The sequence below is a fragment of the Sphingomonas segetis genome, assembly GCF_009720245.1.
In the GTDB taxonomy this organism is placed as follows: domain Bacteria; phylum Pseudomonadota; class Alphaproteobacteria; order Sphingomonadales; family Sphingomonadaceae; genus Sphingomicrobium; species Sphingomicrobium segetis.
The window spans coordinates 1-11,629 of the sequence record NZ_WJSQ01000085.1 but is presented as its reverse complement, the minus strand read 5'-3'; the positions used below and the strand labels follow the sequence as shown (position 1 = coordinate 11,629).

The following is an 11,629-nucleotide window of genomic DNA, read 5'->3' as shown; positions in this document are numbered from 1 at the left end:
GAAGCGGACATCATGAACGACGAGCCGTTCGGTCCCGTGGCCGTGTCGCGCCCGTTCGACACGTTCGACGAAGCGATCGAGCAGGGCAACCGCCTCCCGCTGCTGATCGTGGGCGAGCCGGGCACCGGCAAGGAAACCGTCGCCCGCGCGATCCACGCGGCGAGCCTCCGCGCCAAGGGCCCGCTGCTGACAATCGATTGCAAGGCGATCGCGGCGAACATCATCGACAGCGAGCTTTTCGGCCACGAGAAGGGAGCCTTCCCCGGGGCTTTCGCTGCGAAATCCGGGAAGCTCGTACAGGCGGACGCCGGCACGCTGGTGCTCGACGAAATCGGCGCACTGCCGCCCGAAACTCAGGAGCGGCTCGACCGCATGCTCGCAACCGGGGAAGTCCGGCCGGTCGGCCTCAACGGCAGCTACTCGGTAGACGTTCGGGTCATCGCTACGAGCAGCCGGCCGCTGCCCGAGGATTTCAACGCCGGTCTGACGGAGCGAATCGGCGCAACCACGGTCGTCCTGCCCCCGCTGCGCGACCGCAGCGGCGACATCCCGGCGCTCGCGCGCCATCTGCTCGGCCGCGTCGCCGAACAGCTCGAGCTCAAGCCGCTGTCGATCGGCAATGACGCGCTATCTTTGCTGATGCGCTACGGATGGCCAGGCAACGTCCGCCAGCTCGCCGGCGTGCTGTTCCGCGCCGCGCTTCAGTGCGACGGCAGCTCGCTCACCGCCGATCATTTCCCGCATATCGCGGTCCAGTCGCGCTTCACCGGCCGCCGCACCGACGGCGTGCCGACGCTCAGCAAGTCGCGGAGCGATCAGGCGATCTCCGGCGCGCCCGACGTGACCCTCTACACCGGCGACGGTCACCTGCGACCGCTTGAAGAGATCGAGGCCGACATTATCCGCCTCGCGATCGGCCATTATCGCGGGCGCATGAGCGAGGTCGCGCGGCGCCTCGGCATCGGCCGCTCCACGCTCTACCGCAAGCTCGGCGGCCTCGGGATCGACACCAGCGCTGCATAAGCGGGCGCTTCTGCCGCGGCAGCCGCTCTGCTACGGGCGCGCCCAATGCAACCTTTCAAAGACGCCGTCGCCCTCGTCACCGGGGCCGCTTCCGGGATTGGCGCGGCCGTGGCCACGCGCCTGGCGAACAGCGGCGCGCGCAAGCTCATCCTCGTCGACCGGGACGAAGACCGTGTCCACGACTTCGCATTCAGCCTCCCGTGCGAGCGCGCGCTGGTCATCGGCGACGTCGCCGATCCGCAGCTCTGGCGGGGCGCCGACCTAACCGGCGTCACCCACGCCGTCGTCAACGCGGGAGTCGCGTCTGCCGGACCGATCGACACGATCGATCTCGACGAGTGGCGGCGGGTGATGAGCGTCAACCTCGATGGCGCATTCCTCACGCTTCAGGCGGCAATGCGGGCGATCGGCTCGGCCGGCGGAGGCTCGATCGTGGTGACGGCCTCGGCGGCGGGAGTGAAGGCGGAGCGGGGAATTGCCGCTTATGCCGCTTCCAAGGCCGGCGTGATCCAGCTCGCGCGAGTGGCCGCGCAGGAGGGCGCCGCGCAGGGTATCCGCGTCAACGTGATTGCGCCCGGAGGAGTCGAGACGCCGATCTGGGACTCGGTTCCGATGTTCGCCGATCGCGCGGCAGAGGTCGGCCGCGAGGCCGCGTTCGCCGAGATGGCTGCGATGGCAACGCCCCTGAAGCGCTACGCCAAGCCGGAAGAGATCGCTGCGCAAATCGCCTTCCTCCTGTCCGAGGAATGCGCAAGCGTCACCGGCACGATCTTCGTCAGCGACGGCGGCTACACCGCCTAGAGAGTTCGCGGGGTCAACGCCTGGTCGCGCAGCCCGCGCCAGATCCGCAGCGCCTGCATTGTCTCGGGCACGTCGTGGACGCGCAGCAGCTGGGCGCCTTGCTCCAGAGCCTTGAGCGCGAAGGCGATGCTTCCACCGAGCCGCTGGTCGACGGGCGCTTCGCCCGACAGCGCGCCGATCGTTCGCTTGCGGCTTGCGCCCACGACAAGGGGGCAGCCGAGCGAGTGGAACAGGGCCAGCCCGTTCATCAGCTCGAGATTGTGCCCGACGTTCTTGCCGAAGCCAAAGCCAGGATCGATGAGGATGCGCTCGCGCCTGATTCCGGCAGCTTCGGCAGCGGCGATCCGTTCCTCCAACCACAAATAGATTTCGACGAGCACATCATCGTAGCGCGGGTCGTCCTGCATCCTCTCGGGCGAGCCCTTATGGTGCATCAGGATGACCGGGATGTCCGAGGCGGCGATGACCCCGGCCGAGCGGCCGTCATGGGTCAGCGCCGACACGTCGTTCACCATCCGCGCACCGGCCTCGATCGCTGCCGTCATGACGTCGGCCTTGCGGGTGTCGACCGACACCGCCGCGCCCCCTGTCGCGAGTTGGCGGATGACGGGCTCCACGCGCTCGATCTCGTCGCCTTCCCACACCGGCTTGGCGCCCGGCCGGGTCGATTCGCCGCCGACGTCGACGATTGCCGCGCCGGCCGCGGTCATGTCGGCGCCCGCTTCGGCGGCAGCGGCGGCATCGGCAAACCGGGCACCGTCGGAAAAGCTGTCTGGTGTTGCGTTGACGATTGCCATGACCTGCGGCTGGCCGAGCCGGATTGCGCGTTCCCCGAGCTGGAGGGGTGCGCGCTGGGAAGTCAGTGCCGTCCACTGCGCAGCCATGTCCCCGTCGAAGCGACTCTCGATGCCCTCGACCGGCACCAGCTCTGTCGAAGTGCGCTCGTGTCCGTCGATGCGAACCAGCTCGACCGCGGAGAACCAGTTCAACCCGCCCGCGAGCCGCGCGATCTTGCCGTCGTGGCCGAAAGGCGAATCGACGAATGCGGTCGGGCGAAGCAGGGTCCGGATCATGGCCTGCCCCGCATAACCGCCGCGGAGCGCCGCGTCATCGTGCCCAGATGTGGCCGGCGCCCTCGAGGTCGGCAGGAGAGCGAAACTGGACGCTGCGTGGGCACACGAGGGGTTCGTCGGGGAATAGCTTGAGGATGGCATCGAGAAAACGATATTCCACCGACGCCTGGAAATAGCCCTGGCGGTCGAGCGCGTTCTGCACTCTCGCGTCGAGCCCCGGGTAGAATTTGAAATGGGCGAGTCCCAGCTGAAGGCTTTCGGGCGGGCGGACGTTTACGTTGTGGGGGTCGAGGCGGACGATCCCCTGCCCCGTCTTCACCAGGGGGACCTTCCAAGTCTTGGCGATGCGGTACGGCCGGTCGCCGTAAATCTCCGGGATTTTCTCGGGATAGCGCTTGTTCAGCTTTATCAGCAGCCGCGGGCGCACGCCCGAAATCACGATCTTCGGCTTGGCATCCTTCGGGAACCATTTGTAGACCGGATCGCGGTCGAACCACGGGCTGCCTTCGATCGGCCCCAGCGGGTCGAAGAAGCGCTCCGACAGCCGCTCGGGGTAGAAATCGACCATCGCCGCCATGGCACATTTAGGCTCCTGCTGCTCGAGATGGCGTGCGACGTCCTCGATCGACGTGAAGCCGGTGGGGAGGACCATGAATTCGTCGACGTCGAGGTGGAGTCCCCATTGGCCATCGCCCATCACCTTGAGGACTCGGTTGCCAAGCGCCGCCTGCATGACTGCCAATTTCGGCCGGGGCGAGTCGTCCTCCGCCGCGAGGACCGTGCAATCGTCCTGCTCCATCAGGATGTCTCGGGTCCGGTCGGTAGAATGATCGTCGAAGAAGACGAACCGCTCGACCCCAAGCCCGCGGTAATGGGCGAGGAAATGCGGGAGAAACCACTCCTCGTTGTAGACCAGGCTGAATGAAAAGACGCCGCTTCGCGCTTTTGCCCGCTTCAGGACACCGATTTTCACTGACGCTCTCTAAGGGAATTCGACGAGATCGCTTAGCACGCCCTGCTCGAATGGAAATCCGCGCTCAACCAGACTGCGCCAGATAGTCCTGCCGTATCGCATCGAGCGGCGTCAGCGCGGCCTTGCCGCTGACATGCCAAAAGGTCCAGCCGTTGCATGACGGCGCCCCCTGCAGCGCCGCGCCGACCTTGTGGATCGAGCCGCTGTGGGTGCCTGAGCAGATCGAGCCGTCCGCGCGCACCGAGGCGCTCCATCGCCGCTTCGAATCGAGCAGCGTAGTGCCGGCGGGTACCAATCCGGCTTCCACCAGCAGCCCGAAGGCGACGCGCGGCTGGTCGCGCTTGTCGGTCACCGTGAGCATCGCGCTTTCGTCGAGAGGAAGCGTCGAGTCGATCCGCTCGCGCGCGACCTTCACATAGGCGCTCTCGCGCTCGATCCCGATCCACCGCCGCCCGAGCCGCCGCGCGACCGCGCCGGTGGTGCCTGTCCCGAAGAACGGGTCGAGAACTACGTCGCCGGGCTTCGTGCAGGCGAGCAGGATCCGGTAGAGCAGCGCCTCGGGCTTCTGCGTCGGATGCGCCTTGTGGCCGTCAACGCCCTTCACCCGCTCCGCCCCGGCGCAGATCGGGAGCACCCAGTCCGACCGCATCTGGAGATCGTCGTTGAGCGCCTTCATCGCGCGATAGTTGAAGGTGTAGCGCGCCTTCTCGTCCTTGGCGCACCAGATCAGAGTTTCGTGGGCGTTGGTGAAGCGGGTGCCGCGGAAGTTCGGCATCGGGTTGGTCTTGCGCCACACGATGTCGTTGAGGATCCAGAAATCGGCGTCCTGGAGCAGCGCTCCGACTCGGTAGATGTTGTGATAGCTGCCGATCACCCAGATCGTGCCGTCATCCTTGAGCACCCGCCGCGCCTGCTCAAGCCAGTCGCGGGTGAAATTGTCGTAGGTCGTCAGGCTGTCGAACTTGTCCCAGTCGTTGTCGACCGCGTCGACACGGCCGCCTTCGGGGCGGAACAGGTCGCCGCCGAGTTGCAGATTGTAGGGTGGGTCGGCGAAGATCATGTCGACCGACTTGTCCGGAAGCCGAGCCATTTCGGCGATGCAGTCGCCCTGCAGGATGACGTTGAACGGCAGGATCCTGGGGCACGGCGCATTCGGCGCCAACGTGCCGTGCCGTTCCGCGATGCGCGCCACCAGGTTCATGAACGGACGTCCCCCCTTCGAGCCGGCGAAGGTGAGTCAGGCAGGACTCGCGGTCAAGCGATCAAGGGTTAACGAGCCGGTACGAACGACTACAGCTAGGCCGCTGTCCGGGGCTGCTCCACAACATCTTGAGTCCCGACGATCTCGATTGACTCAATCTCTGGTGGGTGTGGCGCAAAGGACTCGCCGGGGCGGATTTCTTCGAAGACCAGGGGCGGCTGCGCGTCAGCCTCGATCGCGGCGCGGACTTTGGGGAAGCTGCGGCGGTGCAGCGGCGTCGGCCCGAGCGCGTGCAAGGCGCGCCAATGCTCGGGCGTACCGTAGCCGCGGTTGGTCTCCCAGCCGTAGCCCGGATATTCGCGCGCATAGTCGGCCATGATCCGGTCGCGGGTGACCTTGGCGATGATCGATGCCGCGCCGATCGAGCGGCATCTGGCGTCGCCGTCGACGATCGCCTTGGACGGGCGCTGCCACTTGGGAAGCGCGTTTCCGTCGACCAGCACCCAGGCCGGCTCCAGCCCGATCGCCTCGACCGCGCGCACCATCGCCAGCATCTTCGCCCAGTAGATGTTCAGCCGGTCGATTTCCTCGACGCTGGCGATTCCAACGCCCCAGCCGACAGCTTGCTTCATCAGCTTGCCGTAAAGCGCCTCGCGCCTGTCGATCGGCAAATTCTTCGAATCGTCGATCCCGCGCGGGAATCTCTCGCGGTCGAGAATGCAGGCGGCGGCGACCACCGGCCCCGCCAGCGGCGCGCACCCCGCCTCGTCGACCCCGGCCAGCGGTTGCGGAAAGTCGAGTTCGAGCTTGAAGGAACAACGCCGCGGCATACCCCCTTATTCGTCATTCCCGCGAAAGCGGGAACCCAGTTTTTGGCTTTTCGCTGGGTCCCCGCTTTCGCGGGGATGACGAAATGTGTGGATTATTCCTGCATCCGCCACGGCGGGAAGCGGCGCGCTTCCCCCGCCTTGTACAGAAAGATGATGTTGCCATCGGGGTCGCGAAGCCGCGCCTCGCGCCACATCCAGGGCTGGTTGCGCGGCCCGTGCTCGAACGCGATCCCGCTGCGCGCGAGCTGCTCGACCCGCTCGTCGAGGTCGTCGCATTCCAGGTAGATCGCCGTGGTCGCGAGTACCTTTTCGTCGGCGTCGATCTGGACCGACATCGTGACTCCGCCCGCAGTTTCGAACCTTGCATAGCCCGTGTCCGGGCTATCGATGATCTGGCGCAGGCCGAGCCGGCGGTAAAAGTCGACCGAGCGCTCATATTTGCTGCCGGTCACCGTGACCTGGTTGAGGCGCGGTCCGGGGCCGACATCGAGGCGCACGTCGGCGTGTCCGATCGGACCGGAGCCCTGTCCAAGGCCAGGCGCAGCGTAAAGCGCGACCCGAACGAACTCGCGTGCCCGCGCCACGGCATCGGAAAGGCTCGACCCCTGCGCGAGGAAGCAGGCAATCGCACTCGCCAGCGTGCAGCCGGTGCCGTGGGTGCTGGTGGTGTCGATCCGCTGGCCCTGCCAGCTCGTCATATTGTCTTCTTCGATCAGCGCGTCGGCGAGCGCGTCGCCTTCCTCATGCCCGCCCTTGATCAGCACTGCGCAGCCGTGCTGTCCCACCAGATGCAGCGCCGCCGCGACCGGATCTTCCTCGGACGTAAGCCGCTTGAGTTCGGGTAGGTTGGGAGTGGCGATGGTCGCGACGTCCATCAGCCAGCCGAACGCGGCCACGGTTGCCTCGTCGGCAAGCGCGCCGCCGCTGGTCGCCACCATCACCGGGTCGAACACGATAGGAAGCCCGGGCTGCCCGGCCCTGAGTTGCTCGAGCCGCTCGGCCACCTGCATTGCCGTGAAGGCGCTGCCGATCATTCCGATCTTCACCGCATCCACGCCGATGTCGCCAACGACCGAATCGATTTGCGCGAGCACGATCTCGGTGGGGACCGGATGGATGGCGTCGACGCCGATCGTGTTCTGCGCGGTGACCGCCGTAATCGCCGTCATCGCATGCCCGCCGAGCATCGCCACGGTCTTGATGTCGGCCTGAATCCCCGCGCCGCCCCCCGAGTCGGAGCCGGCGATCACGAGGATACGGGCGGTATTCGTCACCGAATCCGCCTTCGTCCCGCTGTTCGGGGCGAAGTTTTCCATGCGCACGAAATTGTCGTTGCGCCGATAATTACCAAGAAAGCGTTCACGCCGCCGCCTGCACGGCCTCGCAAATGTCGTCGACCAGTCGCTCGACGAGTTCGGGATCGTCTCCCTCGGCCATCACCCGGATCAGCGGCTCGGTACCCGACTTTCGGATCACGAGCCGCCCGTGGCCTTCGAGTTCGGCCTCGGCGGCTGCGATGCGCTTCCTGACCCCGTCGCTCTCGAGTGGCTCTGCGCCGCCATTGAAGCGGACATTCTTCAAGAGCTGCGGAAGCGGTTCGAACTGCCTCAGCAGCCGGCTCGCCGGTGCGCCGGCCTGGACCAGCGCCGCCAGCACCTGCAGTCCGGCGACCAGCCCGTCGCCGGTTGTCGCGTGGTCGGCAAGAATGATGTGCCCCGATTGCTCGCCCCCGATGTTGCAGCCGGTCTTGCGCATCTCCTCGAGCACGTAGCGGTCGCCCACCTTGGTGCGCAGCAGCTTGAGCCCCGCTTCATCGAGTTTCCGCTCGAGCCCGAGATTGGACATGACGGTGGCGACGACGGCATTGCCCTTGAGCTCGCCCCGGGCCTGGAGCCCGAGCGCGATCAGCGCCATCAGCTGGTCACCGTCGACCAGCCGCCCCGTTTCGTCAGCGACGATCAGCCTGTCCGCGTCGCCGTCGAGCGCGAGGCCAATGTCGGCGCCGCTCGCGACGACCGTCTCCTGCATCAGCGCTGGGTGCGTCGACCCGCAGTCATCGTTGATGTTGAGGCCGTTGGGCGCAATGCCGAGCGGCACCACCTCGGCCCCGAGCTCCCACAGCGCCTCGGGGGCGACATGGTAAGCGGCGCCGTTCGCGCAATCGACGACCACCTTGAGCCCGTCGAGCCGCAGGTTTTCGGGAAAGGTGTCCTTGGCGAACTGGACGTAGCGACCGCGCGCGTCGTCGATCCGGCGCGCGCGGCCGATCATCTCCGCTTTGGCGAGCTTCGGGGGCTTCTCCATCCGGCGCTCGATCGCCTGCTCGGCTTCGTCGCTGAGCTTGTAGCCATCGGGGCCGAACAGCTTGATTCCGTTGTCGGCGAACGGGTTGTGCGAGGCGCTGATCATCACGCCGAGGTCGGCGCGCATCGAGCGGGTCAGCATCGCTACCGCCGGAGTCGGCATCGGCCCCAGCAGCACCACGTCCATCCCGACGCTGGTGAAGCCGGCGACCATCGCCGATTCCATCATGTAGCCGGAAAGCCGCGTGTCCTTGCCGATCACCACCCTGTGGCGATGGTCGCCGCGAAGGAAATGCGCGCCGGCGGCCTGTCCGACACGAAGGGCCGTCACGGAAGTCATCGGCTCGGCATTGGTCGTGCCGCGGATTCCGTCCGTGCCGAAGAATTTGCGTGTCATGGACGCCCCTTAACCCGCACACCCTTACTTCGTCATCCCCGCTCAGGGTTCCCATCAAAGTACTACTTTGAAGGGGCCCAATGCGGGGACCCAGCCAAGCAGACAACTGGGTTCCCGCGTTCGCGGGAATGACGAGATGGGAAACCTAGTGCCGGTACGCCTTGGGCAAATCGGTCCGCGGCAAATAGCGGTAGCGTTCGAACAGCCGCGTCTGGTGCGTCTCGAGGGGCTGCGCGACACCGTCGATGAACACCTGCTCGGCCGCGCTCGATCCTTCGAGCGGGTCGCCCGACCAGATCACCACGTCGGCCCGCGCACCCCGAGCAAGGCTGCCGATCTCGCCGCCCATCCCGATCGCCTGCGCCGGCCGCGAGGTGATCATCGCCAGCGCCTCGCCCCAACTCACGCCCGTCGCTCCGGGAATGCGCTGCAGTCCGACGAGGTTGCCGGCGTACTGGCGCTCCATGAAGAGGTTGTGTGTGTCGTTGTCGTTGACCATGCCGATCGACACGTCGACGCCCGCCGCGCGCATCCGGCCGACGTTCGATTGAGTGGCGGCGATCTGCTCAAACGACGCAGGAAGATCGTTCACTGCCGATGCGATCACCGGGATCTTAGCGTGCGCGATGCTGTCAGCGACGAGCCAGCCCTCGGTCGCGCCCACCAGCACAATCTTGAGCGACGGGAACTCGCGCGCGAGGTCGAGCACCTGGAGGATGTCGCTGGCGCGTTCGGCGTGGACCAGCAGATACTGCCGTCCCTGCAGCACCGGCACCAGCGCGGCTGCGTCGAAGCGGGTCAGGAGCACGTCTTCGCTGCGCTGCGCGCTCGTGCCGTAAAGCCGCGATTCGTTCGGGTTGCGGACGACCGCGCGCTCGCGCTGATCGGGCGTGCCGCTCCGCGCCGCCTCGATCGGGCTCGCGTAGCGCCTCAGCTCGGAGGCTTCGCGGAGGGCGTTGCGGAACAGGACGTGAGCCGAGGCGCGCGATCCGCCGCCCTTGTTCGAGCCGGTCTCGCCCAGCTCGACAAATTGGAACTTCCGACGGGCCGTGATCGGCTCCATGTCGGCGCCGGTATCGATTACCGCGCCCTGCCCTGCGAAGATGTTCTTGCCCGCGGCCGGCGCGACGATCGCGCGAGTCACTCCGTCGGCGCGATTTACCGCCACGGGCTGGTACAGCGGGTTGATCGCCGGCGCGATGTCGATGGCGGCGTTGAATGGGCCATCGTTGCCGGTGTCGTCCGCGCCCTCGGCGCTCAGATTGACGTCCGCGAGCCCGAGGCGGGAGAATCCGGCCACGATTCCCGGCGTCACCCACTTACCGGTCGCATCGATCACCTGGGTGCCGGCGGGAAGCTTCATCCGGACGTTGCCCGCGGCGACCACGCGGCCATCGCGGATCACGACCATACCGTTCGGGATCGGCTCCGAACCGTCGCCGAGCGCAACCGTACCGCCGGTGATCGCGACCGTCTCGGCAGCCGCCGGTACGGCGCCCGCGAGCAGCAGCGCAGCTGCGAGGCGCAGCATCATTTGACGTCTCCCTCGCCCGGCTGGCCGAGCTCGAAGTCACTCACCGGACGCTTCTTCGGATTGTTCGCATCGTACATTTCCGCGCCGTCGATCCATACCCGCTCCGGCCGAGAATAGTCGCTGAACGGATCGCCGTTCCAAAGCACGACGTCGGCCATCTTGCCGGCCGTCAGAGTCCCCGTCCTGTCGAGAATGCCGAGCGCCTTGGCCGGGTTGGCGGACAGCCACTGCCAAGCGACGGCTTCCGACAGATTCGGGATTCCCGCGCGGATGCCGTCGGCGAGTGCCTTCGACGCTTCCTGGTTCAGTCGCTGGATATAGTTTGGGTCGTCGGAATGGACGATCGCGCAGGCGCCGGCGTTATGGACCAGCGGGATGTTCTCCTTGACCGCGTCATAGGCTTCCATCTTGAAGCCGTACCAGTCCGCCCACATCACCGCGCAGATGTTGTTCGCCGCGAGCAGGTCGGCAATCTTGTAGGCTTCCACGGCGTGATGGAACGCGGTCACGTGATAGCCGAACTCCTTGGCCATATCGATCATGTTGGCCATTTCATCAGCGCGGTAGCAGTGGTTGTGGATCAGGATCTTGCCCTCGAGCACGCCCTTGAGCGTATCCATCGCGAGGTCGCGCTCGGGCATGTCGCCGCCCTTGGCATAATATTCGTCCCACTTCCGCTTGTAGTCCCGCGCCTTCACCCAGGTCTCGCGGGCAAGCGCGATATTGCCCATCCGCGTCTGCGGCATGTTGCCCTTCGAGCCATAGACCCGCTTGGGGTTCTCGCCGCAGGCCATTTTCAGGCCGTAAGGCGCGCCGGGGAACTTCATCTCCTGCACCGTCCGGCCCGGCACGTTTTTGAGCACCACAGAGCGCCCGCCGAACAAGTTGGCCGAGCCGGGGAGGATCTGGAGCGTGGTCACGCCGCCGTTGACCAGCGCCCGGCTGAAGCCGGGGTCCTGCGGCCAAACGCTGTGCTCCGCCCAGACTTCGGGCGTTACCGGATCGGTCGCCTCGTTGCCGTCGGAGTTCGCGGTGACTCCCGGCGACGGATAGTCGCCGAGGTGGCTGTGGACGTCGATGATCCCCGGAGTCACGAACTTGCCGGTCCCGTCTATCTCCACCGCTCCCGCGGGCGAGGCGAGCTCGGGCCCGCCGACTGCCTGGATGACGCCGTCCGCGAACACGACCGTCCCGTCGTTGATCTGCTGCCCGTCGCCGCTGAACACGGTCGCGTGGCGGATGACCGTCGGCGCGCCCGGGTAGCGGGCGTAGGTCGAGGGGTACGGGTCTTCGTTGACGTGGACGGCAGGCGCAGGCTTGGGTTTGGGCTCGAGCGCAGCGCAACCGGACAGGACGAGCGCCGCGCCGAGCGCGGCAAGCGCCGCCGCCCTCATGCGCCCGCCGGCCGCGGGTCGGTCTCCCGCTCGGGGTGCATGCCGGCGCCCTGGTTCTCGGCCAGCTCCGGGCGTCCCGCCAGGTCCTCGTCGCGAAGCG

General features: G+C 66.8%; 9 protein-coding genes and 1 pseudogene. 2 read left to right on the top strand and 8 right to left on the bottom strand.

Annotated features, from left to right (window positions below; all coding sequences use genetic code 11):
* Positions 1–1,023, top strand: a 1,023-nt coding sequence (locus GH737_RS09390) for a sigma-54-dependent transcriptional regulator (RefSeq protein WP_155264574.1), incomplete at its 5' end; no start/stop codon positions are given.
* A gap of 45 nt (positions 1,024–1,068) precedes the next feature.
* Positions 1,069–1,824, top strand: a complete 756-nt coding sequence (locus GH737_RS09385; protein WP_155264573.1) for an SDR family NAD(P)-dependent oxidoreductase — start codon at positions 1,069–1,071, stop codon at positions 1,822–1,824.
* Here the strand turns inward: GH737_RS09385 and folP are convergent.
* The 8 genes and pseudogenes from folP to GH737_RS09345 form a co-directional block, all read right to left on the bottom strand.
* Positions 1,821–2,897 (bottom strand): dihydropteroate synthase, encoded by a 1,077-nt coding sequence (folP, locus tag GH737_RS09380; RefSeq protein WP_155264572.1) that lies wholly within the window; start codon positions 2,895–2,897, stop codon positions 1,821–1,823. The two genes, GH737_RS09385 and folP, sit on opposite strands and share 4 nt — an antisense overlap.
* Positions 2,898–2,931: 34 nt before the next feature.
* On the bottom strand, positions 2,932–3,870 hold the full coding sequence (locus GH737_RS09375) for a glycosyltransferase family 2 protein (protein WP_155264571.1): 939 nt from the start codon (positions 3,868–3,870) through the stop codon (positions 2,932–2,934).
* Between the two features lie 64 nt (positions 3,871–3,934).
* Positions 3,935–5,071, bottom strand: coding sequence for a site-specific DNA-methyltransferase (locus GH737_RS09370; RefSeq protein WP_155264570.1), 1,137 nt, complete (start codon positions 5,069–5,071; stop codon positions 3,935–3,937).
* Between the two features lie 245 nt (positions 5,072–5,316).
* A pseudogene (locus tag GH737_RS09365) lies at positions 5,317–5,901 on the bottom strand (ribonuclease HII); the annotation flags it as partial.
* A 92-nt stretch (positions 5,902–5,993) separates the two neighbouring features.
* Complete coding sequence (thiD, locus tag GH737_RS09360) at positions 5,994–7,217, bottom strand: bifunctional hydroxymethylpyrimidine kinase/phosphomethylpyrimidine kinase (protein ID WP_155264568.1); 1,224 nt, start codon at positions 7,215–7,217, stop codon at positions 5,994–5,996.
* Positions 7,218–7,260: 43 nt separating this feature from the next.
* The gene (glmM, locus tag GH737_RS09355) at positions 7,261–8,601 is read right to left on the bottom strand and encodes a phosphoglucosamine mutase (protein ID WP_155264567.1); all 1,341 of its coding nucleotides are present in this window, start codon (positions 8,599–8,601) and stop codon (positions 7,261–7,263) included.
* A 145-nt stretch (positions 8,602–8,746) separates the two neighbouring features.
* On the bottom strand, positions 8,747–10,132 hold the full coding sequence (locus GH737_RS09350) for an amidohydrolase family protein (RefSeq protein ID WP_420853439.1): 1,386 nt from the start codon (positions 10,130–10,132) through the stop codon (positions 8,747–8,749).
* Positions 10,132–11,529: an amidohydrolase gene (locus tag GH737_RS09345; protein WP_155264565.1), complete on the bottom strand. Its 1,398-nt coding sequence runs from the start codon at positions 11,527–11,529 to the stop codon at positions 10,132–10,134. The genes GH737_RS09350 and GH737_RS09345 overlap by 1 nt, the downstream gene beginning before the upstream one ends.
* Between the last annotated feature and the right edge of the window lie 100 nt (positions 11,530–11,629).

Coding starts and splice junctions, on each gene's coding strand:
- GH737_RS09385 (WP_155264573.1), top strand. CDS start 1,069: ATGCAACCTTTCAAAGACGCCGTCGCCCTCGTCACCGGGGCCGCTTCC.
- folP (WP_155264572.1), bottom strand. CDS start 2,897: ATGATCCGGACCCTGCTTCGCCCGACCGCATTCGTCGATTCGCCTTTC.
- GH737_RS09370 (WP_155264570.1), bottom strand. CDS start 5,071: ATGAACCTGGTGGCGCGCATCGCGGAACGGCACGGCACGTTGGCGCCG.
- thiD (WP_155264568.1), bottom strand. CDS start 7,217: ATGGAAAACTTCGCCCCGAACAGCGGGACGAAGGCGGATTCGGTGACG.
- glmM (WP_155264567.1), bottom strand. CDS start 8,601: ATGACACGCAAATTCTTCGGCACGGACGGAATCCGCGGCACGACCAAT.
- GH737_RS09350 (WP_420853439.1), bottom strand. CDS start 10,132: ATGCTGCGCCTCGCAGCTGCGCTGCTGCTCGCGGGCGCCGTACCGGCG.
- GH737_RS09345 (WP_155264565.1), bottom strand. CDS start 11,529: ATGAGGGCGGCGGCGCTTGCCGCGCTCGGCGCGGCGCTCGTCCTGTCC.